Origin of the sequence: Peterkaempfera griseoplana, from assembly GCF_001418575.1 — a bacterium.
In the GTDB taxonomy this organism is placed as follows: Bacteria; Actinomycetota; Actinomycetes; order Streptomycetales; family Streptomycetaceae; genus Peterkaempfera; species Peterkaempfera griseoplana.
The window spans coordinates 1-21,284 of the sequence record NZ_LIQR01000150.1 but is presented as its reverse complement, the minus strand read 5'-3'; the positions used below and the strand labels follow the sequence as shown (position 1 = coordinate 21,284).

Sequence of the window (21,284 nt, the reverse complement as noted above, 5' to 3'; positions counted from 1 at the left end):
TCCACTACAGAAAGACAGCCAAGCTGGCATTCCTTCCGGTGTGAAGCGCACGGCCGCAGAGGCCGACCACCGGGAGCTGCCCTCCAGGTTCATCGCCCCCATCGCCTTCGGCACCATTCTCCAGCCGCTGAACTCCTCCATGATCGCGGTGGCCCTGGTCGGCATCCGCGACCACTTCCATGCGGGCTCGTCCGTCACCTGGCTGGTCTCCGCGCTCTATCTGGCCACCGCCGTGGCCGCCCCCGCCATGGGCCGCATCGCCGACCTGCTGGGACCCCGCCGCACCAGCCTGGGCGGACTGGCCCTGGTGGCGGCCGCCTCGGTGGCCGCCCCCTTCGCCCCCGGGGTCGGCACCCTGGTCGCCTGCCGGGTGGTGATCGGCATCGGCACCGCCGCCCAGTACCCCTGCGGGGTCGCGATGGTGCGCCACGCCGCCGACCGGCTGCACGCCCGCTCGCACAGCGCCCTGGGCGCCATCGCCGTGTGCTCCCAGGTGACCGCCGCCCTCGGCCCCACCCTCGGCGGCCTGCTGGTCGGCGGCCTCGGCTGGACCGGCATCTTCTGGGTCAACGTCCCGCTCGCCGTCTGCGCCGCAGCGGTGATCCTCCGCTGGGGTCCCGCCGACCCGCCCGCCGCGCCCGGGGAGGCACCCGCCGGCCGGCTGCGGTCACTGGCCCGGGTCGACCCGCTGGGGATCCTGCTCTTCGCCGCCACCATCGCGGCGCTGATGTTCTGGCTGCTCTCCCTCGCGGACCGGCCCCAGTGGTGGTGGCTGGCCGTCCTGGCGCCCTGCGCCGTCCTCGCCGTCGCCCGGGGCCTGCGCGCCCGCGACCCCTTCCTGGACGTACGGCTGCTGGGCCGGCGCGACCTGTCCTTCACCTATCTGCGCACCATCGCCACCTACACCGCGTTCTACTGTGTCTTCTACGGACTGCCGCAGTGGCTGGAGGAGGCGCGCGGCCTCGGGCCCACCGGCGCCGGACTGGTGGTGCTTCCCACCGCGGTCCTGGGCGCCGCCTCCACCTTCGCCGCCACCCGCCTGGTACGGCACCGGGGTCCGCGCGTCACCCTGCTGGTCGGCACCGTGGCGCTGCTCGCCGGAGGGCTGCTGCTCACCGTCCCCCGCACCGGCTCGCCCGTCCTGCTGCTGCTGGCGGTCACCACCGTGGTGGGCCTGCCCAACGGCTTCAACAACATGGGCAACCAGAACACCATGTACGCGGCGGCGCCCGCGGCACGCACCGGAGCAGCCTCCGGCCTCTACCGCACCTCCCAGTACGTCGGCGCCAACCTGGCCGCCGCCGTACTGGCCCTGGTCCTCGGCCACCACGCCGACGACGCCGGCCTGCACCGCATGGGCCTCACCGTCGCCGGGATCGCCGTCCTGCTGCTGCTCACCTCGCTGGCGGGCACCGTACGCAGGGCGGCCGCACCCAGAGAACACCGCACCGAAAGGCACCACCAGTGGAACTGAAGCTCACCAAGTACGGACATGCCTGCGTCCGCCTGGAGGCCGAGGGCACCGTCGTCGTGATCGACCCCGGGGCGTTCAGCGAGCCCGAGGCGCTCGCCGGTGCCGACGCGGTGCTGGTCACCCATGACCACTTCGACCACGTCGCCCCCGACGCACTGCGGGCCGCGGCCGCCGACAACCCCTCGCTGCAGGTGTGGACCAACGCCTCGGTCGCCGCCCAGTTCGCCGACCTCGGCGACCGGGTGCACGCCGTCGCCCACGGTGACGCCTTCACCGTCGGTGCGGGCATCCCGGTACGGGTGCACGGCGAGAAGCACGCCGTCATCCACTCCGACATCCCGGTCTGCGACAACGTCGGCTTCCTGGTCGCCGACCGTGTCTTCCACCCCGGGGACGCCCTCACCGTGCCCGGGGAACCGGTCACCACCCTGCTGGTGCCGGTGTCCGGCCCGTGGCTCAAGCTGGGCGAGGTCGTCGACTTCGTCCGTGCGGTCGGCCCCCGGGAGGGCTATCTGATCCATGAGGCCCTGCTCAGCGAACTCGGCCTCAACTCCACCGAGCAGATGCTCGGCCGGCTGGCCGGCGGGGAGGGCCGTTCCTTCTCCCGGCTGGCCTCCGGGCAGACCGTGGTCCTCGGCTGATCGCCGCCGATTCGGCGGCGATCAGCCGAGGGTGGGGCCGGTACCGCCGTCGCGGTACCGGCCCCACCCTGGTCTCCCACCCTCCGGCTCGCGCGGGCGGCGGGGGCTACACGGTGTGTGCAGGGAGCCGCGCTCCTGCCGGCGTCCGGCCGGTCGCCGGTGTGAGGGGTGGCGGTCCTGCGGGGATGCCCGGCGGCTGCTTCTCAGCCGCGGGACCCGCCCCGGGGCCCGGGCCCCGGCGCGGCGCCCCGGCTGTCCCGGGGCGGGCCTGCGGACGCACGGTCGGCACCGGGCGGCGGCGGATCAGGCGGGTCCGGCTCCGGCAGCTGCGCCGGCGGGGGTGGAGGCGATGACAGCTGGGACGAGGACAGGACCACCTGCATCCGGTGGTAGCGGTCCAAGTCCTGCCATTCGCCGCGGCGACGGCGGCGGGGATGCTGGGCGGTGACGGCCCACAGGGCCGCACACACGGCGGCGATCAGCGGAATGAGCAACCAGAGCAGCGCGTCCATGGCGGCAGTGCCCCCATTTCCTGGTGCGGAGTCTCGCCGGTCGCCTGCCCGTTCGGCCGCATGGCAACTGCCCCATTGGGGTGAACCTCGGTGGGCCGTTCAGGGCTGCTGCCTGGCGTCGCGCCCCCGGCGGCGGCGCAGCAGACGGCGTACCACCAGGGCTGCGACCAGGACGCCCAGTGCGGCCAGCACATAGTTCTGGTAGCGGGAGACATCCCGGTAGACCGTGTCGATATGGCTGCCCGCGGTGTAGCCGACAGTGGCCCACAGCCCCACCCAGAGCACGGCCCCCAGGGTGTTGAAGGCCAGGAACCGCAGCCAGGGCATTCCGGTGGTGCCGGCGATGATGCCGTTGGCCTGGCGCAGCCCCTCGACGAAGCGGGCGATCACGACCACCTTGGCGCCGTTGCGGGCGAAGAACTCCTCGGCCTTGTGGAACCGCTCGGGTGTGAGCAGCACATAGCGCCCCCAGCGGTGGACGAAGGCCCGGCCTCCCGTGCGGCCGATCAGATAGCCGACGTTGTCCCCGGCGACCGCGGCGACCAGGGCGATCACCGCGACCGCGACGATGGAGAGCTGTCCGGCCCCGGCGTACACCGCTGCGGCGACCAGGGTGGCCTCGCCGGGCGCGGGCACGCCGAAGTCCTCGACGAAGACCAGCCCGCCGACGGAGAGATAGCCGTAGTGCTCCAGCAGGGGGGCCAGGTGGGCCAGGGGGCCGGGCAGCGGCGGGGCCATACCTCACCATAAGGGGCCGACGGGCCGGGGCGCCGCAACGAAGCGCGATCCGGGCGGTCCCGGGCGCGCCGACGGTCCGGGTGCGTCAGTCGGCCGTCGGGCTGCCATGACCGGGGGCGGGGCCGGCGCCCTCGGGACGGCGGTCCATCCGTGCGGCGGTGAACGGGCAGCCCACCACTACCGGCAGCCCGCGGCTACGGGCGTCGTCCAGCGCCGCGCAGGCCGGTGCGCTGCCCACCCCGCGGCCCTCGAAGGCGGCCCCCACCCCTGTGCGGGGGGACGTCAGGCCGGGTGCTCTCGGCGACGCCGGCCGGCCGGTGCCCCGCCCGGGGCTCGAAGCGCCCGCGCTGGGGTGCGCCGGTCATGACGGCATCCATTCGGGCTCCCGGTGACGGCCGGCTGCGGCGGTTCACCGCCTCCCTTCCGCCGTCCACGGAGCATGATCGGAAAAGGCCGGCGGGTCGGAGCCGCGGCCGTCGTGGCGATGGGCGGTGAGGTGCGGCAGATGCTGAGGGGCGTACGGCGGGGAACCGACCGGACCGCGCGCGTGCTGGCGCTCGTACGGGACCGGGTGCCGCTGCTGTCCAGGGTCACCGACCAGCTGCTGCGGGTGAACCTGCTGGACAACGGGACCCGGATCGCCGCGCAGGTGTTCCTCTGTGCGCTGCCCGCCCTCTTTGTGTTCAGCGCCTTCGCCCCCGCCTCGGTCCGGAACGAACTGGCCGCCTCGCTCCGTACCGAGCTGGGCATCGGCAACCGGCCCATGACCCAGGTGCAGCAGGTCCTGCAGGCGGGCGACACCGAGACCCGGGAGGCGTTCGGCGCGGTCGGCACCCTGGTCACCCTGCTGTCGGCGACGGCCTGCAGCCGGGCCCTCCAGCGGGTCTGCGAGCGGTCCTGGCGGCTGCCGCGCTCGGGGATCCGGGTGTCGGCGTGGCGGTGGCTGGTCTGGCTGCTGGTGTGGCTGGTGGTACTGGTGGGGCAGGGGTCGCTGCGCAGTGCGTTCGGCATCGGCCCCCTGCTGGGCCTGCCGCTGACCGCGCTGGTCGGTGTGGCGCTGTGGTGGTGGACGCAGCACCTGCTGCTCGGCGGAAGGGTGCCGTGGCTGCCGCTGCTGCCCGGCGCCCTGCTCTGCACGGCGTCGGTCCTGCTGCTGAGCTGGACCGCCCGGCTGTACATGCCGCGCGCGCTGGACCGCAGTGTGACCCAGTTCGGGCCGTACGGTGCGGTGTTCACCACCCTGTCCTGGCTGATCGTGCTGGGGGCGGCGATCACCGGCTCGATCGCGCTGGGCTATGTGCTGGCGACGGACGAGCCGGTGCGCAGGCTGCTGAGCGGACGGTTCGGGCTGCGACGGCGGCGCCGCACGGAGCGGCGGGACCCGGAGTGATCCGGGTCCCGCCGACTACCGTGCAGACGATGCGTCAGAAGATGATCGCCACATTGTTGCCGAAGCCGGCGAATCCGCCGATGCCGCCGAAGCCGAGGCCGCCGAGACCGAAGCCTCCCCCACCGAAGCCGCCGCGACCGAAGCCACCGCCGTAGCCGCCGCCGAAACCGCCGCCGTGGTGACCGTGGTGGTGACCGTGGTGACCGCGGCTGAAACCGTAGCCACCGCCGCCGTAGCCACCGCCGAAGCCGCCGCCGTGGGGCGTGGCACTGGCGGTGCCGGCCAGCGGGACGACGGTGGCGGCAGCGGCGAGCGCGGCGGTGGCGACCATGCGGGACATGCGCTTGGACATGGATGTTTCCTCTCGGATCGGAGTTGTTCCGAACAACAACCGGTAAAGTCACCGTAAGCAAGTTCGAGAACACAGCGCGCGTCGAACGCGCCTGCGAGTGATCGTTCGAACACGCTTCGCGATCTGCGGGAGGGGCCGTCGACGCAGGTCAGAGGTGCGATTCCGGCCATCTGCAGGCAATCCGGGCGGCCTCCGGCGATCGGGGGACCGTACGCCGTCCGAGGGGCGGCAGATTCACCCGTAGCGATTCCGGAGCCCCGCGCACACCCTTCCGACACAACCGGGCGCGCACCCTCCGTGCGCCGGTGAAGGCCGGACGCGATCCGTCGGCACCTGGCGCCGCGGCAGCGCAGCTCAGCCGCCGGTCCGGCGAAGCGGATCGTCCAGGGCGCACGGCCGCACGCCGCCGCAGCCCGGGGCACCCTCCTGCGGCATCCGCCGGGCCACAGGCAGCCGGCTCCGGGCGCCCCGCCGGCCGCCGCTCCCCCTTCGGCTACCGCTCCCCGCCCGGGCTCGGGTCCTCCGCCGCCCGCCGTTCGCCCTCGGCGCGCCCCGCCTCGTAGACCCGGCGGACGAAGTCCGCGGCCGTCGTCTGGTCGAGATCGCCGGTGAGGGTCATCAGCTCATTGGTGAAGCGGACCAGCGGATGGGGTGCGGTCATGGAACCAGCACACCGCCGCCCGGTGCGGTACGCATCTTCTGCGGGCCGCCGTCCGGCGCGTGCGTTTGCAATAAGCGGCGTACGCAATTAACGTCGGCGGCATGAACGAGATCCCCAGCCTCACCCTCAACAACGGCGTCCGCATCCCCCAGGTAGGCTTCGGCGTCTTCCAGGTGCCCGACGGCCAGACCGCCGCCGTCGTCACCGCCGCCCTGGACGCCGGCTACCGCAGCATCGACACCGCGGCCGTCTACGGGAACGAGAAGGGCGTCGGCGACGCGCTGGCCGCCTCCGGACTTCCGAGGGCCGAGCTCTTCGTCACCACCAAGCTCTGGAACGACGCCCAGGGATACGACTCCACGCTCGCGGCCTTCGACGCCAGCCTCGACCGGCTGCGGCTGGACCATGTCGACCTGTACCTGATCCACTGGCCCACCCCCGCGCGGGACCGCTACCTGGACACCTGGCGGGCCCTGGAGAAGCTGCTGGCCGACGGCCGGGTTCGGGCCATCGGCGTCTCCAACTTCCAGCCCGCCCACCTGACGCGGCTGATGGACCACTCCGGGGTCGTCCCCGCGGTCAACCAGATCGAGCTGCACCCCCGGTTGCAGCAGGCCGAACTGCGGGCCTTCCACGCCCGCCACGGCATCGTCACCGAGGCCTGGAGCCCGCTGGCGCAGGGCGGCGCGCTGCTCAAGGACCCGGTGATCGCCGGTATCGCGGAGCGCCACGGGGTGACCCCGGCCCAGGTGGTGCTGCGCTGGCACCTCCAGCTTGGCAATGTGGTGATCCCGAAGTCGGTCACCCCGGAGCGCATCCGGGCCAATCTCGACCTCTTCGGCTTCGAGCTCGACGGGCAGGACCTGGCGGCCGTCACGGCGCTGGACAGCGGCGACCGGATCGGCCCCGACCCCGACGCCTTCAACTGAACGTCCGGGCGGGCCGGCGGCCCGCCCGGAACGTCCTTCGCTCAGCCGGTCGCGGGACGCTGCCGGGGCATCGGCGAACGCAGCGCCGCGTCGGCCGCCGCGGCCACCCGGCGGCGACGCACCCGGCGGCACCCGGCCCGCAACGCCTCCTCGACCAGCTTGACCTGTTCGAGCATCCCCCGGGCCCAGTCCCGCTCCCGGGAGTAGAGCTCGGCGGCCGGCCCGGGGTCGAGCGGCAGTACCGACCTGGTGACCGCGCGGAGTCCGGTGTGCATGGCCATCACATCGGCCTCCAGCCGCAGCCTGACCATCCGGGCCAGTTCCACGGGCTGCCGGTGCAGAAGCTCCTCGTGCCACCACCGGGCCGGGGCGAGCTCGAACAGCCACACCTTGGCCGACTGCTCGAACCCGGGTGACGAGGGCGGGCAGACGGCCCCCGGCCAGTGCGGGGAGGGCATGGGGGGAAGCGGCCCGCACGGCCGGCCGGGGCGCTGGTTGTCGGGGATCGGCTCCCTCGAAGGTGTCGAATGTGCCATGACTACTCCCTTGCTGCTCACCGTCCCGGCCCAGGGGAGGGGGGAAGAGGCGCGTGCGGGCTCTGCACCCGGGCAGGGCTGCCCGCGTTCCCGGCTTCTCCCGGTACGGGGTGGCGCACGGCGGGCCCGTGACGGCCGGGGAGCGGGGGCCTCCGGTGTTCCGCGGAGCCTGCGCGTCGGTGCGCGGCCCGGCGCGGCCGGAGACGGTGGCCACTGCCGCGGCGCCGGGCTGGTGGGTCCCCGGCGGCCTGCCATGTGTAGGAAACGAAACGTACCTACTCGATGAAATCTACACAAGAGGTGTCCGATTCGGCGAAGGCCGATCCTCCGGCCCCCGTGCCGCCCTGCCCCGCAGGGCCCGCCGGACGGGTCAGAAGGCCACGTCGGAGCAGGAGTAGAAGGCGTTGCCGGTGTCCGCGACGTCCCAGACCGCGAGGATCATGTGGTGGCCGGTTCTGCCGCTCGGCAGGGTGCCGGTGTGGCTGATGTCGGCTGCCGGTCGGGCCCCGTTGTAGGGAACGGTGAGGAACGGGGTGCTCTCCAGCGCGGCGCGGGTCAGCGGACGGGTCGGGTCCCAGCCCTGCTTGGTGAGGAAGTAGCGGAACGACGTGGTGGCATGCTGCGCGGTGAGGTGCCAGGTGAAGGTGAACTGCCGGCCCGCGGTCAGCCGGGTGGTCGGCCAGTTGCCGCCGCGGGGGTCGTCGAGCTGGGCGAAGCGGGCGATGCCGCCCGCACAGATGGTGCCGTCCGAGGGGCCCAGCGCCGGGAAGCCCTTGGGGCCCTCGACGCTCTGGGGTTCCCACTGGATGTCGCCGCAGCCGGTGACCACGCCCTGGGCGCAGAGCGCGCCGCGGCTCGGCGGGTTGGTGGTGTAGCCGTGTGCGGCCGCCGGGAAGGCGGTGGCCAGCGGGACGGCGAGGGACGCGGCGGCGAGGGCGGCCAGCAGGGGTGCGCGGTGGCGGATGGGACGCCTGGGCATGGTGCCTCCTGGGGGCACTTGGCATGGATGCGACAGGTGTCGGGGTGCTTCCCACCGTAGAAGCACCTCCGAGGGTCGTCAATGGTCTGAACCAATCCCGGAGCCGGGGCGGTGCGACCCTCACGGGTGGAAGTCGACCGCCGCCGTCCCGCAGCGGCCCGCGGCGGGTAGGGATCCCCGGCATGGACTACCAGCAAGACAGGAACTTCCGGGCCTGGCTCCTCTCCTACGCCCAGATCCACGGCCCGCTCGGCGATCTGGCCCGCACGGTGCTGGACGACCCGCAGTGGCCGCAGGGACCGGACGACCTGGAGCGCTGCCGGACCCGGCTGCTCGAACGCGGCGCCGACACCGACGCGGTGGACACCCTGGAGGAGGCCTGGGAACGCTATCGGCGCGCCCGGTGAACGGCCCCCGTGCGGCCCCCGGCGCCGGGGGCCGTACGGGGCCCGGCGCCGGGCCCGGACCGCCCCGCTAGCGCAAGCCGGTGCCGCCCCGCAGGCTGGAGGGGTGAGCGACGACCAGCGCCGCGAACCGGCACCGCAGGGCTGGCCCGACCCGGTGTCCCCGCCCGGCACCGCGGACTGGCAGGAGACAGCCGTCCACTGGATGTGGACCCTGCTGCCGACGACCTGGGCCCAGTACGACGTCTTCCACCACCAGCCGCTGCTGCTCGCCCGCCAGGCCGATCTCCATCTGCAGGCGGAGATCGCCGGACTGCGGCACGGCTGGGCCACCACCCGCCGCGACCTGGCCGAGGCCGGCATGGACCCGGCCACCGTCGACCGGACCCTGGAGGTGTACGCCGTGGAGGGGCAGCGGCTCCGGGTCCTGGACCGGCAGCTGCGGCTGGTGACCGACGCACTGGTGCGCGACATCCGGCACCGGATGCATCCGCATGCCTGAACCGGACCGGCCGCGGATCGTCCACCCGGTCCGGGCGCTGCGGCCCCGGTCCGCGGCCCGGCCCTGGTACCGGCGGCTCCATCTGACCTGGCACCGCTCCGGGGTGCGGCGCGGCTGGCTGCGCGGCGGTGAGCTGGAGCTGATGCACCGGGCGCTCAGCTTCGCCGCGCTGGGACTGGTGACGCTGGTTCCACTGCTGATCGTGGTGGCCTCGGCCGACCCGGTGGGCCACCACGGGTTCGCGCAGTGGGTGGTGGACGGCATGGGCATCTCCGGGCCCTCCGCCGAGGCGGTGCAGCACGTCTTCGCCGCGCCCGCCCGGGTGCTCAGCGCCACCAGCGCCTTCAGTGTGGTGGCGCTGGCGGTGTTCGGTCTCTCCTTCGCCTCCGTGGTGCAGACCGGGTACGAGCGGGTGTGGGAGCTGTCCTCCGGCCCCTGGCACTCCGCCTGGCGCCGCATCGTCTGGCTGGCCGTGCTCACCGGCTATCTGTTCGCGGACGTGCAGAGCGCCTCGCTGCTGCGGCGGCTGGCGGGGCCGCGGGTGGCGATCACCGTGGTCAGCGCTGTGCTGTTCTTCTGGTGGAGCCAGCGGTTCCTGATCGGCGGCCGGCTGCCGTGGCGGGATCTGCTGCCCGGCGCGGTGGCCACCGTGCTGGGCCTGGTGGGCCTGCGGATCTTCTCCGGGCTGGTCTTCGCCCCGCTGATCGTCTCCAACGCGGTGACCTACGGCGCGATCGGCACGGTGCTGATCGTGCAGTCCTGGTTGATCGGCGCGGGGGTGGTGGTCTTCGGCGGGGCCCTGGTGGGGCGGCAGCTGGTGGCGGAGCGTGAACGGCGGCACCAGCGGCGCCGCCCCCGCCGCTGAGCCCCCCGGCGGTCCCGCGCCGCCCGTACGGTGGTCGGGCGGCCGGGCGCCGGGACGGACGCGCCGGCGCCGGGCCGGCGGATGCGCGCGGTGCGCAGACGGCGGTCCGCCCGGGCTTCACTCCAGCGTGCCGTCCTCGTACTTCTCCAGCCGCACATGGAGCACCGGTTCATTGATCTCCAGGCTGTTGATCAGGCGCAGCGCGGCGGCGATGCCGCTGCCCACCAGCTCGTCGGCGGTCTCCCCGTAGGAGACCCGCAGCACCAGGGTCGCGGCCGGATCCTCGTCGGCGGCCCACCCGGGGTCGCGTCCCCCGCTGTCGGAGCCGTTCTCGGCCGCCGCCCGCAGCACGAAGCCCAGCGCGGCCGCCTTGGCCCTGGGCAGGGTGACGGTGAGCAGCCGGCGTTCGACCCGGTCCAGCCGCACCTCCGCCGCCCGGCCGCCGAAGAGCAGCGCGTACAGCAGGTCCTTCGCCTCCTCCAGCAGCGCTGCGGCCGCCGCCGAGCGGTGCCGGGCCTCCAGCGCCTCGCCGCCCCGGGGCGGCGGCCCGAGCAGCCGCCCGTCGGCCTCCAGCCGCTCCCTGGTGGACTCCCGGTAGCGCAGCACCAGGTCGGCGAGCCGGTTGCGGTCCAGGCGCCAGGCGCGGATGCGGTCCAGCCGCAGCGTACGGTCCTGCTCCGCCTGGCGGCCGTCCTCCTCGCTGCGCGGCAGCGGCAGCCGGCCGCCGGGGGCGCCCATGGTCTGCGCGATCAGCTGCTCCACCAGCCAGTCGGTGGAGCGGGTGCGCAGCAGCCTGCGGACCCGCTCCCGGGCGTCGGCGTCCGCCTGCTCCCGGGCCCGCCGGACGATGTCCTCGATGTTCACCATGCGGCGGACCGTAGCCGCGCGGCACGGCGGGAGCCGCCGATGTGGAACGGATACCAACGATCGGGTGACATGTCCGGTCAGAACTCGTCCAGCAGCGCCGCGAGCTGCTGGGGCAGCGGCGGCGCTCCCAGGCGGTTGTCGACCTCGGCATGGGGCGCCGGCGGCGGACGGTCGGGGAGGGTCCGAGCGGTGAAGGCGGCGAAGTCGGCCAGCTTGCCGCTGTCCCGGGGGCTGCGCCGGGTGCGCAGCCGGACGGCCAGGGTCTCGGCGTCGGAGCGCACCCACACCAGCCGCACCGGCTCCCCGCCGAGTTCGGCGACCCAGGCGTGCCAGCGTCCGGCGTCGCGGATCTGCCCGGTGAAGGGGGCGACCAGCAGGACGGGGCAGCCGGGGGCCCGGATCTGCCGGGCCGCGGCGGTCATGGCGGTGTACTCGTGGACCTTGACGTGCTCGTCGTACCAGGGGCCCTCGCGTTCACCTGGAGGGCGGCCGTGGGCGGTCTGCACGGCGGCGACGAACCCGTCGAAGAGGGTGTCCTTGTCGAGCAGCGCCGGCACCGGCCGCAGCCGCGCCAGCAACAGGTCCGCGACGGTGGACTTGCCCGCGCCCGGGGCGCCCGCCACCACCCACACCGGGGCCCGGTGCCTCTGCTGCTCCATGGGCCCATGGTGCCCGGCGGCGCTGCGGGCTACGCGGCCGGGGGGCTGCCGTCGAAGCGGGCCAGCAGCAGGGCGACATCGTCGTCCGCGCCGTGGAAGAGGCCGTCGAGCACCACGTCGCAGGTCTCCTCCAGGGGCTGCCCCGCGGTGCCGGTGAGCAGCTGCCGCAGTGCCTGGAGCCCGGTGTCTATCGCCTGGTCGCGGCGTTCCACCAGCCCGTCGGTGTAGAAGGCGAGCAGGGTGCCCTCGGCGAGGTCGAGGGCGACCGTGGAGAAGGGGACCCCGCCCACGCCCAGCGGGGCGGCGGTGGGGATGTCCACGAAGGCGGCGGCGCCGTCGGGGGGCACCAGGATCGGCGGCAGATGTCCGGCCGAGGAGATCTCGCAGCGCCGGCGGCTGAGGTCGCAGACGGCGTACACACAGGTGGCGAAGGAGTCGCTGAGGGCGGCCGCGATCTCGTCGAGGTGGCTGAGCAGGTCCGCCGGGGGCAGGTCGAGCCCGGCCAGGGTGCGGGTGGCGATCCTCAGCTGGCCCATGATCGCGGCGGCCCTGACCCCGCTGCCCATGACGTCGCCGACCACCAGGCCCACCTTGTCGCCGACCAGCGGCAGCACGTCGAACCAGTCCCCGCCGATCTCGCTGGCCCCGGCGGCCGGCCGGTAGCGGACGGCGGTGCGCAGCGCGCCGTGCCCGACCGGCTCCTCCGGCAGCAGGCTGCGCTGCAGGGTGAGTGCGGTCTCGCGTTCGCGGCCGTAGATCCGGGCGTTGTCGATGCAGACGGCGGCCCGGGCGGCCAGTTCGCAGGAGAGGCTCTCGTCCTGCTCGTCGAAGGGCCGCGGGTTGACCGTGCGGTAGAGGCTGAGGGTGCCCAGGACCTCGCCGCGGGCGATCAGCGGGGTGGCCAGGTAGGAGTGCACACCGGCGTCGAGCAGCGCGCCGGCGGCGTGCTCGTCGCGGGACATGTGGCGCACCATGGCCGCGTCCACCCGGGGAAGCCGGATCGGCCTGGCCTCGCGCACGGTGCGGGTGAGGGCGCGCGAGGGGCCGTAGTGGGCGATCTCACCGACCGGGTCGGCGGCCTGGATCGCCTCGGTCGGATAGCTGGAGGCGACGGCCAGGGCCCGGAAGGAGCTGCCGCCGTCGGAGGAGGTGAGGGCCGAGGCGGTGCCGCCGAGGGCGGCGTCCAGCACATCCACCGCGGCGAGGTCGGCGAGGCGGGGTACAGCGACGTCGACCAGTTCGCGGGCGGTCTGCTGGAGGTCGAGGGTGGTGCCGATGCGGACGCTCGCGTCGACCAGGACGGCGAGCCGCTCCCTGGCTTCGATGGCCTCGGCTGCGATGCGGTGACGCTCGGAGACGTCCATGATCGAGACGGCCAGGCCGAAGACGCGTCCGGTGGAGTCGTCCAGCCGGTAGTGGCTGACCGACCACACACGGTCGGTCTCCGGGTCGGCTGCGGTGCGTCCGGCGACCCGCTGGTCGATGACGGGGGTGCCGGTGTCCAGGACCTGGCGCAGTCTGCTCTTCATCCGGCGGGTGCCCAGGGCGGGCATCACCTCCCCCGGGGTCCGGCCCACCAGGGCGGCCGGGGGCAGGCCGGCGATCTCGGCCAGCGCCCCGTTGACCCGGGTGAACCGCAGATCGACGCCGAGGACGCCGACGCCGACCGGTGACTGCTCGACCAGGCGGTCGGAGAGCGCCATGTCGGTCTCCACCCGGCGCACCGTGCCGACGTCGGCCGCGAGTCCCAGCGCGAGGACGTTCCCCGAGCGGTCCAGCAGGCTCATGTTGCGGAACTCGACCTGTCGTTCGCTGCCGTCCTTGTGCCGGACGGGGAACACCCCGGCCCAGATGGCCCCCGCCCTGACCCGGTCGAAGAGCTCGATGGCCAGCGAACGGTTCTCCGGGGCCACCATCAGCCGGGCGGCGGGCAGCCCCATCGCCTCCTCCGCGGTGTAGCCGAAGAGCTCCTCGGCCTCCGCGCTCCAGAGCGCGACCCGGCCCGAGGGGTCCAGGACGACCGCGGCGACCTTCAGCAGGTCCAGCAGGCCGCCCGGCGCGGCGGTGATCCCCGCGCCGGGGGGCCGGTCCTGATGCGGTTGTGCGGTCATGAGGGCGGCTCTCCTCCGCCCGGGCTACGGCGGGCGCCGGCCGCACCGGGCTCCTACCGTGATACCTCGCCCAGCGCCCCTTCGCACCCCCCGGCGCCGTCGCGCGGCCCGTCCGGGGGCACCGGATGACGCCAGCCGGGTGAGCCACGGCGGGCGCGGCGCCGCCAACCGGCCCGGGGACCGGGCGGTGGGTGAGGATCGGCTGGACATTCCCCCCACCTGCGAGGAGCCGACAGCCGTGTTGGAGCGAACCAAGCGCAAGAACCGCATCGAGGTCACCTTCGTGCTGCCCGCCGACCACCCGCACACCGCGGTGAGCGTGGTCGGCGACTTCAACGACTGGCAGCCCGGGGCCCACCCGATGGAACCGCGTCCGGACGGGACCCGCGCCGTCACGGTGACGCTGCCGGCCAAGGAGCGGTTCGGCTTCCGCTACCTCGCCGACGGCGGCCACTGGTTCGACGAGGAGCACGCGGACGAGCACGACGGCCACAACGGCTATGTGCTGACCTGATCCGGCCCCGGCACGCAGTGCGCCCCCGGCCGCCGAGCGGCCGGGGGCGCTGCGTGCGTGGGGTCAGTGGATGACGGCCAGGGCGTCGCCCTGGTACTTGGCGCCGGCGTTCCACAGCAGGAAGGAGTGCATGCCGTCGTCGGCCGCGGCCCTGATCTGGGCCTGCACCTCGGCCGGCCCGTAGTGCACCCCGAGCGAGAAGTCCTGCAGCCAGGGGATCACCTGGGCTTCGCTGCCCTTGGTCTTGCGGGCGAAGTCGGCCAGGGAGCGCTGGACGATCGCGTACGGCGCGGAGTTGGGGTCGGGGACCTTGTACTCCCCCGCGCCCCAGTGCGACGGGTAGACCATGGGCGCGATGTAGTCCGCCTGCTGCGCCATGAGCCCGATGTCCTGGGCGATCTCCCGCGGCCGGGTGGCGGCGACGCCGAACACCGAGACCCCGAGGAAGGCGCCCTTGGGGCGGACCACGGCGCGGGTCTCGGCAACGAAGTCGGCGATGCTCTGCTCGGGGGTGGTGGTGCCCAGGCCGGGGAAGGCCATCGAGGAGAGCGGGCCGTCGGGGCGGCGCACATAGTCGTAGAGGATGTCGTCGAAGCCGAGCGAGGCGGCCTCGGAGGCCAGGTCCATGTTGTACTTGCGCACGATGGGGTCGGCGAAGTTGGTGAACGCCAGCGAGCCGTAGTTGCCGCCGCCGTAGGGCTCGCCGCCCGGCGTCTGCACCACCGAGTTGCGGTGCCCGGAGCCCCACGCGGCGTTGGCGAGGATCGGGTCGCGGAAGGCGACGATCCGCCCGACGACCTGGGCGCCCAGCTTGTGGATCTCGGCGATGGCCTTGCGGGCGTCGTAGTAGCCCTTGGCCGAGCCGATCTTGCGGGCCAGCGGCACCTGGGAGGCGTACCCGATCTCGCCGTCCTCGTCCTTGATGTCCAGCTCGACGGCGTTGAGCTTCTTCTGCCGGACCAGGTTGAGGACGCCCTCGCGCAGCGAGTCGGAGGTCCAGCCGATGGCGGTGAGGTGGGCGGCGCGCATCAGGGGGTGGTGGACGACCGCCTGGACGTCGTCGGTCACGGAGTTGCCGGCCCGGTCGCGGGCGGTGACCTGGACCCGGGGCGGTGGGTTGGGGACGGTCACGGAGAACGCCCCGTCGGAGCCGAGGTCGACCTGGCGTCCGTCGACCTCGACCTTGCTGGCGCCCTTGGCGGTGCCGTGGATGGTCACCGGCGAGTGCAAGGTCGGGGCCAGGGCCGGGGCGAGCCGCAGCGTGGGCGCGGTGGTGTCGACGGTGAAGGTGCGGGACGTCCGGGGGCTGGTGAAGGGGATGGAGCCGCCGCGGCCCTCCACGGACAGGCGGTGGCGGCCCTCGGCCAGCGGCGGCGGCTGGATCTGCAGGCGGTCCCCGACGAGCCGGGTGGGCACCGTCCGCCCGTCCAGGGTGACCTTGAGGGTGCGCAGCAGGGAGGTGTCATCGGCGGTGACGGACATGGCCAGCGACTTGGCGTGGGCGGCGTTCAGCACCGAGTCGCGGCCCAGGCCGCGGACCGTCAGTTCCGGGGTGAGCGCCTGGACGGTGAAGGCTCCGGCCGCCCCGCACGCGACGACGACTACTCCGGCGGCGAGCGCCAGCCGGGCCTTGCGACTGCGCAGGAGAGGACGCTTTCGGCTCCGGGAGGCCCCGGACCGGCTTGCTGATGCGGGAGACATAGGACACCACCTGATCGATGACTGACCGTCGATGAGTCATTGACCAAATGGGATCGGATAATCCTGACAATGCCCCCATTTCACCCGAACGGACCGGCTGACGCGCCTCCCGCACCCGGCAGCGGGCATTCCTTGCGCCGTTCGGCCCCACCTCGGTTGTGAACCCGGCGGGAACGGCTACCCCTTCGCTGTCCACCACCACCCGGGAGGTTCCGTGCGTCGCCCCGTACCCGTCCTGTCCGCCCTCCTCGTCGGCCTGCTGGCCACCTCCTGCTCGTCAGGCGGCGCCACCCAGGCCGGTGCCCCCGCCGCATCGGGCGCGGCCGCCCGACCCGGCGGGGATGCCGGTACCGCCTCCGCCCAGGCTGCCAAGGACCCGGCGGCGGTGCACGCCAACGAGCTGGGCGCGGTGCCCGTTCTGATGTACCACCAGCTGACCGAGCACCCGGCGAGCGTCTACGACCGCACCCCGGCCGACTTCCGCGCCGAGCTGGAGCGGCTGGCCCGTGAGGGGTACGTGCCGATCACCGCCTCCGAGTTCACCAGCGGCCGGATCGACATCCCAGCGGGCGCCCACCCGGTGGTGCTGACCTTCGACGACTCGACCAACAGTCAGGTCCGCCTCGGCTCCGACGGCCGCCCCGCGCCCGACACCGCGCTGGGCATCCTGCTGGACGTGGCCAGGCAGCACCCGTCCTTCCCCGCCCGGGCCACCTTCTTCGTCAACAGTGAGCCCTTCTCGGAGACCGGCGGCAAGCAGGCACTGGCGTGGCTCACCGCGCACGGCTTCGAGATCGGCAACCACACGCTGGACCACGCCAATCTGCGCACCCTGGGCGCCGACGAGGTGCAGCACGAGATCGCCGGCGACCTCAAGGAGATCAAGCAGCTGGTACCGGGCGCGGCGGTGACCTCCTTCGCGCTGCCGTTCGGCTCCATGCCGCAGCCCTCCGCGCTGGCGGTGCGGGGCGCCTCGCAGGGCGTCTCCTACCAGCACCGCGGGGTCTACCTGGTCGGCGCCAACCCGTCGGTCTCCCCGTTCGCCGCCTCCTTCGACCCGACCGCGATCCCCCGGATCCGCTCCGAGGGCGCCACCGGCGAGGAGGCCGAGTACGGCTCCACCAGCTGGCTGGACAAGCTGGCCAAGGACCCCGCCAACCGGTACACCTCCGACGGCAACCCCGACACCGTGGCCTTCCCGAAGTCCGAGGAGTCCCGACTGGCCCCCGCCTACCGCAAGCAGGCCCGCGCCTACTGACGCCCGGGCGGCGCTCAGCTGCCCCGGACCCCGCCCGCATCGCCGGCGGGGTCCGGGGCGGGGGCCGCCAGCGGGGTGCCGGCCAGGGGTGTACGGCCCAGGAAGTCCAGCAGCCGCCCGTCGAGCTCCCCGGGGTGGCGCAGCGGCACCGAGTGGTGGGAGGTGTCGGGGAGGACCGCGGACTCGGCGTGCGGCAGCAGCCGCCGAACCTGTGCGGCCAGCCGCCCGATGTCATGGGCCCGGCTGCGCTCGGCCGTCAGCACCAGGGTCGGCGCGGTCAGTGTGCGCAGCTCGGCCGCCCGGGGCCGGCGCATCATGACGACCTTCGTCCTGCGGAAGTCCTCGGCCCCGCGGGCGGCCAGCTCCAGCCAGGTGGGCTCCAGTTCGGCTCCCCGGGTTTCCCATCGGTAGAAGGCGCGCAGCCGCTCTGCGGTCGGCCGCAGCAGCGGCAGGGCGTGCAGCAGATAGCCCGGCCGCAGGCCGGTGAAGCACGCGGTGGGTTCGAGCAGGGCGAGCCCGCCGATCCGGGCGGGGGCGTGCAGGGCGTAGCGCAGGGCGATCCAGGCGCCGTAGGAGTGCCCGCACAGATGGGTGCGGTCCAGGCCCAGCCGGTCGAGCACCTGGTCGAGCCAGTGCACGAGGTCGCAGGCTCCGCGCAGGGCGCGGCCGTCGTGGACGCTCCGGCCGACGTCGCCCATCAGGTCCAGGGCGTGGATGCGATGGGTGCGGGCCAGTGCCCGGACGTTGGCCGCCCAGACCGCGGAGGTGGCCCCGCCGCCGGGCAGCAGCACCAGGGGCGGTCCGTCGGCCGGGCCGCAGCGATGCACCCGGGTGGTGCCGAGGTCCCCGGGCAGGTCCAGCGCCTCGGGGGTGACGGGCCACTGGGCCAGGGCGGCGTCATAGGCCGCGGAGAAGGCGGCGGCGGCTTCGGCGGTGCGGAAGACGGTCCTGGGTGGTGCGGTGTCGGTCATGCCGGTACACCTCGCGATCCATGCCTCGATGGACAAGACTCTCGTTCATCGAGACAATAACGGCCAAGATGTACTCGGGGAAAGGTGGTGCGTCAGCCGTGGACGACCAGGAGCCGGGCCTGGGCCTGGTCCATCTGCTGCGCGGCCTCACCGTCGAACTCGACCTGCTGGGCGCCGAGTTCGCCGCTCTGCATCACCTGCACCCGACGGACCTGCGGGCCCTGATCCATCTGCTGGACGCCGACCGGGCGGGGATCACCGTGACACCGGGCCGGCTCGGCGCCCAGCTGGGGATCAACTCCGCGTCCGCCACCGCGCTGATCGACCGGCTGGAGCGGCGCGACCTCATCCACCGGGTGCGCGACACCGGCGACCGCCGCCGCGTGCTGCTGGAGGTGGAGGAGCACGCGGTGACCCTCGGCTGGTCCTTCTTCGGCCCGCTCATCTCCCGGATGGTGTCGGCCGCCGGCTCCTACGACGCGGCCGAACTCGCCGTCGTACGGCGCTTCCTCGTCGAGATGGGCGAGGCGGTGGCGGCGGAGCGGCAGCGGATGGCTCCGTCGTCCGGGACCCGCGGCGGCGGCCGGCGGACGCAGGCCCCCGGGGGCGCACCCGCGGCCGCCGGCGAGGACGGGGGCGGGTGAGCCGGCGGGCACGGTGGGTCAGTCGAGACGGCGGCGCCCTTCCTTGGGCGTCTCGGCCTCGATGCGCTCCTTGCGGACCCTGCCCTTGACGGTCTCCTGCTCGACATGGTCCTCCGCCAGCAGCCGCACCCGCTCGACCGGCACCGTCTCGGTGCTCGCCACCGCCCGCTCCCCGTGGAGCACGACCTCGTACTCGTCCTCGGTGAGCTCCGGGCCGCTGAGCGCGGCGTCCCGGGTGGCGTCGGTGATCGGCTCGCGTTCGATGCGGACCTCCTCGTGGTGCACCGGGACGGTCATCTCCTGCTCCTCGGTGACCACGTACTTCCGCAGCCGGGCGCGGCCGGTCTCGTAGCGCTCGGTGCTGATGCGCAACCGCTCCTCGGAACGCGTCATGGCGTCGCGGGACGCCGTCGCCTTCTCGCGCTCGCCGGTGCGCCGCATGCCCTTGGCCCCGGGAGCGGCGTAACCGGTGTCCGCGACCCCGGCCGCGCCGGACCGGCCGGCCGCGCCGGACAGGTCGCCGGACCTGGCCTTCCCCGTGGTGGCGGCGCCGGCGGCTGCCGCCGCGCCCGCGCCCGCACCGGTGCCCGTGGTGCCCGTGCCTGCGGCGCTGCGACCGGCGGAGGCCCATCCGGTGTCGCCGGACTTCTGGGCCTCGGCCCAGGTCGCGTCCATGTCGATGCCGTAGTAGTCGTAGAGCCGGTGCTCCTCGCTCTCGGAGAGGTGTCCGCCGGCGTCCACGTCAACGGCAGGCGCGTCCTTGATCTTCTCCTTGGGGTAGGCGACCTGCAGGTGGTCCTCCACGAGGGTGGCGTCGTGGATCGGCACGAACGACTCGCTGGTTCCGAACAGCCCGGTGCGCACGCTGACCCACTCCGGACGCCCGCTGGCGTCGTCCAGGAACACGTGCTTGGCTTCGCCGATCTTGTTCCCGTGGGCGTCGTAGACCGGGTGGTCCAGCACCGTGGTGATCTGCTGTCTGGTGATCATGGAGATCCCCTTTCGCGTTCACCCGATCGCTTTACCCCTACAAATGGGACGAAACGACTTGAAATGGATCGATTCGGTCACGACCCATCCCCGGGAGAGCGGCCCTCAGGCCGGGGAACCGCCCGCGGGAAGAATGCCCACCTGCTCGGCCAGCCAGCAGAGTGCGAGCAGCCGCACCTCGGGATAGGGCTCCGCGTCGTGCGGGCGCCAGCCCTGCGCATGGAGCTCGTCCAGGAAGCCGATCAGATAGTCGGCCAGATGCCCGGGGTCCAGCGGAACCCTGTCGCGCACGGCGGCGGCGTGCTGGTCCACGGCGGCGACCAGGGCCGGCTCCCGCTCCAGACGGTCGAGGTCGGGGCCGTAGACCTCGGTCAGCCAGGCCAGCGGGTCCTGGGAGTAACTCTCAAGGGGCATTGGTCCACAGTAGTGAGCCAGCGGCCACCCCAAACCACTCCCATGAGTGTCTCTGGTCACATCGCCGCACTCCCGACATTCCACCCGCACGCCGAGGCCGGACCCGGGCTCCCGGCCGCGAGCGGCCGGATACGGCGGTGCACGCACCGCAGCCGGCGGCGGGCCGGCTCCCCCAAGCGCCCCCACCGCCGGCTGCGGCGTCCTCAGCCCCGGATCACCGGGGTGTACTTGTAGCCGACCCGGCGCACCGTCACGATGCTCTCCCGGTGCTGCGCCCCCAGCTTGCGGCGCAGCCTGGCGACGTGCACATCCACCGTCCGGCCGTCGCCGACGTGCCCGTACCCCCACACCGCGGCGACCAGGTGGTCCCGCGAGTGCACCCGGTGCGGATGGGCCGTCAGATGGGCGAGCAGCTCGAACTCCAGATAGGTCAGCTCCAGCGGCACACCGTCCACCCGGGCGGTGCGGTGCTCCACATCGACCGTAATGCCCTGCTCACGCCCGGGCGCGGGCTCGGGCACGGCGGCGGGTGCGCTGTGGGGCGCACCCGGCGCCACGCTGTCCGCGGGCACCAGGACCAGATAGCCGACCATCGGCGTGCCGCCGTGCCGGCCGTGGGCGGCGGTGTACTGCTCCAGCAGCTGCGGGGGGAGCACCGTCTGCGGCAGCGCCGCGAGGACGGTTGCCCCCTCCGGCAGCTGGGTGAGGACCGGCGGCCGTACGGGCCCGGCCGGTACGGCGGGCTCCCCGGGCGCGGCGTCGGGATGCGGGCGCACGGCGCGCAGATGCGGGACGGGGGGCGTGGTGACGGTGGGCGGGGTCACCGGCAGGGTGGAGAGGGTCGACATGGCTGGGGTCCTTCGCGCGAGACGGATGCTGGGCGTCGTCTGCGCGCGGTCCGCACCCTGCGGCCGGATACGGGAGCTGTGCTCCGGGTCAGGCCGTGCAGGCGTGCCGGCGCGCGCCGGGCACGCGGCGACACGTCTGGTCGAAGTGGTGCGCCTGCCGGGACGGCCAGAACGGCTCGAGGTCGTGGCGACCCGCGGCTCCGTCCCTGGTGATGTCCATGGCCCTATTGAACCAGAAGACCGGTGCGCTCCGCCGCACCGGGGCACCACCTCCCGCCGCGGGTTCGCCGTCGTCAACTCATGGACGGCGAACCCGCGGCGGGA

General features: G+C 73.8%; 25 protein-coding genes. 10 read left to right on the top strand and 15 right to left on the bottom strand.

The window, feature by feature from the left end:
* The first annotated feature begins 40 nt into the window (after positions 1 to 40).
* Positions 41 to 1,474 (top strand): MFS transporter, encoded by a 1,434-nt coding sequence (locus AOK09_RS12460; RefSeq protein WP_063795937.1) that lies wholly within the window; start codon positions 41 to 43, stop codon positions 1,472 to 1,474.
* Complete coding sequence (locus AOK09_RS12455; protein ID WP_055587236.1) at positions 1,471 to 2,115, top strand: MBL fold metallo-hydrolase; 645 nt, start codon at positions 1,471 to 1,473, stop codon at positions 2,113 to 2,115. Before AOK09_RS12460 ends, AOK09_RS12455 begins: the two co-directional genes overlap by 4 nt.
* 611 nt (positions 2,116 to 2,726) lie before the next feature.
* On the opposite strand, the gene AOK09_RS12445 is transcribed toward AOK09_RS12455, so the two are convergent.
* Entirely contained in the window at positions 2,727 to 3,365 is a 639-nt protein-coding gene (locus tag AOK09_RS12445) for a DedA family protein (protein ID WP_055587223.1), read from the bottom strand.
* Positions 3,366 to 3,450: 85 nt separating this feature from the next.
* Positions 3,451 to 3,630, bottom strand: a complete 180-nt coding sequence (locus tag AOK09_RS12440; protein WP_055587222.1) for a GNAT family N-acetyltransferase — start codon at positions 3,628 to 3,630, stop codon at positions 3,451 to 3,453.
* 174 nt (positions 3,631 to 3,804) lie between these two features.
* Here AOK09_RS12440 and AOK09_RS12435 point away from each other — a divergent pair, with 174 nt between their 5' ends.
* The gene (locus AOK09_RS12435; protein ID WP_245687256.1) at positions 3,805 to 4,755 is read left to right on the top strand and encodes a YhjD/YihY/BrkB family envelope integrity protein; all 951 of its coding nucleotides are present in this window, start codon (positions 3,805 to 3,807) and stop codon (positions 4,753 to 4,755) included.
* 34 nt (positions 4,756 to 4,789) lie between these two features.
* Here AOK09_RS12435 and AOK09_RS12430 read toward each other — a convergent pair whose 3' ends face one another.
* Together AOK09_RS12430 and AOK09_RS40095 are read right to left on the bottom strand one after the other, a co-directional pair.
* On the bottom strand, positions 4,790 to 5,107 hold the full coding sequence (locus AOK09_RS12430) for a hypothetical protein (RefSeq protein ID WP_055587221.1): 318 nt from the start codon (positions 5,105 to 5,107) through the stop codon (positions 4,790 to 4,792).
* Between the two features lie 493 nt (positions 5,108 to 5,600).
* Positions 5,601 to 5,768: a hypothetical protein gene (locus tag AOK09_RS40095; RefSeq protein WP_157875873.1), complete on the bottom strand. Its 168-nt coding sequence runs from the start codon at positions 5,766 to 5,768 to the stop codon at positions 5,601 to 5,603.
* A gap of 101 nt (positions 5,769 to 5,869) precedes the next feature.
* Between AOK09_RS40095 and AOK09_RS12425 the strand changes: the two genes are divergently transcribed.
* Positions 5,870 to 6,697 carry an aldo/keto reductase gene (locus AOK09_RS12425; protein WP_055587220.1) on the top strand — a complete coding sequence of 276 codons (828 nt, stop codon included), beginning with the start codon at positions 5,870 to 5,872 and terminating at the stop codon, positions 6,695 to 6,697.
* A 41-nt stretch (positions 6,698 to 6,738) separates the two neighbouring features.
* Here AOK09_RS12425 and AOK09_RS12420 read toward each other — a convergent pair whose 3' ends face one another.
* Together AOK09_RS12420 and AOK09_RS12415 are read right to left on the bottom strand one after the other, a co-directional pair.
* Positions 6,739 to 7,233, bottom strand: a complete 495-nt coding sequence (locus AOK09_RS12420; protein WP_157875872.1) for a hypothetical protein — start codon at positions 7,231 to 7,233, stop codon at positions 6,739 to 6,741.
* A gap of 370 nt (positions 7,234 to 7,603) precedes the next feature.
* Entirely contained in the window at positions 7,604 to 8,212 is a 609-nt protein-coding gene (locus AOK09_RS12415; RefSeq protein WP_079062986.1) for a lytic polysaccharide monooxygenase auxiliary activity family 9 protein, read from the bottom strand.
* 182 nt (positions 8,213 to 8,394) lie between these two features.
* On the opposite strand from AOK09_RS12415, the gene AOK09_RS40090 reads away from it, so the two are divergent.
* From AOK09_RS40090 to AOK09_RS12400, 3 genes are all read left to right on the top strand, one after another.
* Complete coding sequence (locus AOK09_RS40090; protein WP_055587218.1) at positions 8,395 to 8,619, top strand: YozE family protein; 225 nt, start codon at positions 8,395 to 8,397, stop codon at positions 8,617 to 8,619.
* A 103-nt stretch (positions 8,620 to 8,722) separates the two neighbouring features.
* Positions 8,723 to 9,118 (top strand): hypothetical protein, encoded by a 396-nt coding sequence (locus tag AOK09_RS12405; RefSeq protein ID WP_055587217.1) that lies wholly within the window; start codon positions 8,723 to 8,725, stop codon positions 9,116 to 9,118.
* Positions 9,111 to 9,983 carry a YhjD/YihY/BrkB family envelope integrity protein gene (locus AOK09_RS12400; protein WP_079062984.1) on the top strand — a complete coding sequence of 291 codons (873 nt, stop codon included), beginning with the start codon at positions 9,111 to 9,113 and terminating at the stop codon, positions 9,981 to 9,983. The genes AOK09_RS12405 and AOK09_RS12400 overlap by 8 nt, the downstream gene beginning before the upstream one ends.
* A gap of 117 nt (positions 9,984 to 10,100) precedes the next feature.
* On the opposite strand, the gene AOK09_RS12395 is transcribed toward AOK09_RS12400, so the two are convergent.
* The 3 genes from AOK09_RS12395 to AOK09_RS12385 form a co-directional block, all read right to left on the bottom strand.
* Complete coding sequence (locus AOK09_RS12395; RefSeq protein ID WP_055587216.1) at positions 10,101 to 10,850, bottom strand: hypothetical protein; 750 nt, start codon at positions 10,848 to 10,850, stop codon at positions 10,101 to 10,103.
* A gap of 77 nt (positions 10,851 to 10,927) precedes the next feature.
* Positions 10,928 to 11,509, bottom strand: a complete 582-nt coding sequence (locus AOK09_RS12390; RefSeq protein ID WP_055587215.1) for an AAA family ATPase — start codon at positions 11,507 to 11,509, stop codon at positions 10,928 to 10,930.
* A 29-nt stretch (positions 11,510 to 11,538) separates the two neighbouring features.
* A complete protein-coding gene (locus AOK09_RS12385) occupies positions 11,539 to 13,620 on the bottom strand; it encodes a SpoIIE family protein phosphatase (RefSeq protein WP_055587214.1) in 2,082 nt (693 codons plus the stop codon).
* A gap of 238 nt (positions 13,621 to 13,858) precedes the next feature.
* On the opposite strand from AOK09_RS12385, the gene AOK09_RS12380 reads away from it, so the two are divergent.
* Entirely contained in the window at positions 13,859 to 14,134 is a 276-nt protein-coding gene (locus AOK09_RS12380) for an isoamylase early set domain-containing protein (protein WP_055587232.1), read from the top strand.
* 63 nt (positions 14,135 to 14,197) lie between these two features.
* On the opposite strand, the gene AOK09_RS12375 is transcribed toward AOK09_RS12380, so the two are convergent.
* On the bottom strand, positions 14,198 to 15,835 hold the full coding sequence (locus AOK09_RS12375) for a putative glycoside hydrolase (RefSeq protein ID WP_063795935.1): 1,638 nt from the start codon (positions 15,833 to 15,835) through the stop codon (positions 14,198 to 14,200).
* 214 nt (positions 15,836 to 16,049) lie between these two features.
* Between AOK09_RS12375 and AOK09_RS12370 the strand changes: the two genes are divergently transcribed.
* Complete coding sequence (locus AOK09_RS12370) at positions 16,050 to 17,093, top strand: polysaccharide deacetylase family protein (protein ID WP_055587213.1); 1,044 nt, start codon at positions 16,050 to 16,052, stop codon at positions 17,091 to 17,093.
* Between the two features lie 14 nt (positions 17,094 to 17,107).
* Here the strand turns inward: AOK09_RS12370 and AOK09_RS12365 are convergent, their stop codons facing one another.
* Positions 17,108 to 18,064, bottom strand: coding sequence for an alpha/beta fold hydrolase (locus AOK09_RS12365; protein ID WP_063795934.1), 957 nt, complete (start codon positions 18,062 to 18,064; stop codon positions 17,108 to 17,110).
* Between the two features lie 98 nt (positions 18,065 to 18,162).
* Here AOK09_RS12365 and AOK09_RS12360 point away from each other — a divergent pair, with 98 nt between their 5' ends.
* Positions 18,163 to 18,708 (top strand): MarR family winged helix-turn-helix transcriptional regulator, encoded by a 546-nt coding sequence (locus tag AOK09_RS12360; RefSeq protein WP_322973166.1) that lies wholly within the window; start codon positions 18,163 to 18,165, stop codon positions 18,706 to 18,708.
* A gap of 18 nt (positions 18,709 to 18,726) precedes the next feature.
* Here AOK09_RS12360 and AOK09_RS12355 read toward each other — a convergent pair whose 3' ends face one another.
* The 4 genes from AOK09_RS12355 to AOK09_RS43140 all read right to left on the bottom strand — a co-directional run bounded on the left by AOK09_RS12355 (position 18,727) and on the right by AOK09_RS43140 (position 21,180).
* Positions 18,727 to 19,698, bottom strand: coding sequence for a DUF2382 domain-containing protein (locus AOK09_RS12355; protein WP_055587211.1), 972 nt, complete (start codon positions 19,696 to 19,698; stop codon positions 18,727 to 18,729).
* Between the two features lie 105 nt (positions 19,699 to 19,803).
* Complete coding sequence (locus AOK09_RS39010) at positions 19,804 to 20,112, bottom strand: DUF6401 family natural product biosynthesis protein (protein ID WP_055587210.1); 309 nt, start codon at positions 20,110 to 20,112, stop codon at positions 19,804 to 19,806.
* A 203-nt stretch (positions 20,113 to 20,315) separates the two neighbouring features.
* A complete protein-coding gene (locus AOK09_RS12345; RefSeq protein ID WP_055587209.1) occupies positions 20,316 to 20,960 on the bottom strand; it encodes a winged helix-turn-helix domain-containing protein in 645 nt (214 codons plus the stop codon).
* Positions 20,961 to 21,048: 88 nt separating this feature from the next.
* Positions 21,049 to 21,180, bottom strand: a complete 132-nt coding sequence (locus tag AOK09_RS43140) for a hypothetical protein (RefSeq protein ID WP_265736718.1) — start codon at positions 21,178 to 21,180, stop codon at positions 21,049 to 21,051.
* Positions 21,181 to 21,284 lie beyond the last annotated feature (104 nt).

Bases quoted from the DNA above. Each gene is read 5' to 3' on its own strand.
- AOK09_RS12400 (WP_079062984.1), top strand. From the start codon at position 9,111: ATGCCTGAACCGGACCGGCCGCGGATCGTCCACCCGGTCCGGGCGCTG.
- AOK09_RS43140 (WP_265736718.1), bottom strand. From the start codon at position 21,180: ATGGACATCACCAGGGACGGAGCCGCGGGTCGCCACGACCTCGAGCCG.
- AOK09_RS12390 (WP_055587215.1), bottom strand. From the start codon at position 11,509: ATGGAGCAGCAGAGGCACCGGGCCCCGGTGTGGGTGGTGGCGGGCGCC.
- AOK09_RS12435 (WP_245687256.1), top strand. From the start codon at position 3,805: ATGATCGGAAAAGGCCGGCGGGTCGGAGCCGCGGCCGTCGTGGCGATG.
- AOK09_RS12365 (WP_063795934.1), bottom strand. From the start codon at position 18,064: ATGACCGACACCGCACCACCCAGGACCGTCTTCCGCACCGCCGAAGCC.
- AOK09_RS40095 (WP_157875873.1), bottom strand. From the start codon at position 5,768: ATGACCGCACCCCATCCGCTGGTCCGCTTCACCAATGAGCTGATGACC.
- AOK09_RS12445 (WP_055587223.1), bottom strand. From the start codon at position 3,365: ATGGCCCCGCCGCTGCCCGGCCCCCTGGCCCACCTGGCCCCCCTGCTG.
- AOK09_RS39010 (WP_055587210.1), bottom strand. From the start codon at position 20,112: ATGCCCCTTGAGAGTTACTCCCAGGACCCGCTGGCCTGGCTGACCGAG.
- AOK09_RS12345 (WP_055587209.1), bottom strand. From the start codon at position 20,960: ATGTCGACCCTCTCCACCCTGCCGGTGACCCCGCCCACCGTCACCACG.
- AOK09_RS12375 (WP_063795935.1), bottom strand. From the start codon at position 15,835: ATGTCTCCCGCATCAGCAAGCCGGTCCGGGGCCTCCCGGAGCCGAAAG.
- AOK09_RS40090 (WP_055587218.1), top strand. From the start codon at position 8,395: ATGGACTACCAGCAAGACAGGAACTTCCGGGCCTGGCTCCTCTCCTAC.
- AOK09_RS12420 (WP_157875872.1), bottom strand. From the start codon at position 7,233: ATGGCACATTCGACACCTTCGAGGGAGCCGATCCCCGACAACCAGCGC.
- AOK09_RS12385 (WP_055587214.1), bottom strand. From the start codon at position 13,620: ATGACCGCACAACCGCATCAGGACCGGCCCCCCGGCGCGGGGATCACC.
- AOK09_RS12415 (WP_079062986.1), bottom strand. From the start codon at position 8,212: ATGCCCAGGCGTCCCATCCGCCACCGCGCACCCCTGCTGGCCGCCCTC.
- AOK09_RS12425 (WP_055587220.1), top strand. From the start codon at position 5,870: ATGAACGAGATCCCCAGCCTCACCCTCAACAACGGCGTCCGCATCCCC.
- AOK09_RS12395 (WP_055587216.1), bottom strand. From the start codon at position 10,850: ATGGTGAACATCGAGGACATCGTCCGGCGGGCCCGGGAGCAGGCGGAC.
- AOK09_RS12430 (WP_055587221.1), bottom strand. From the start codon at position 5,107: ATGTCCAAGCGCATGTCCCGCATGGTCGCCACCGCCGCGCTCGCCGCT.
- AOK09_RS12355 (WP_055587211.1), bottom strand. From the start codon at position 19,698: ATGATCACCAGACAGCAGATCACCACGGTGCTGGACCACCCGGTCTAC.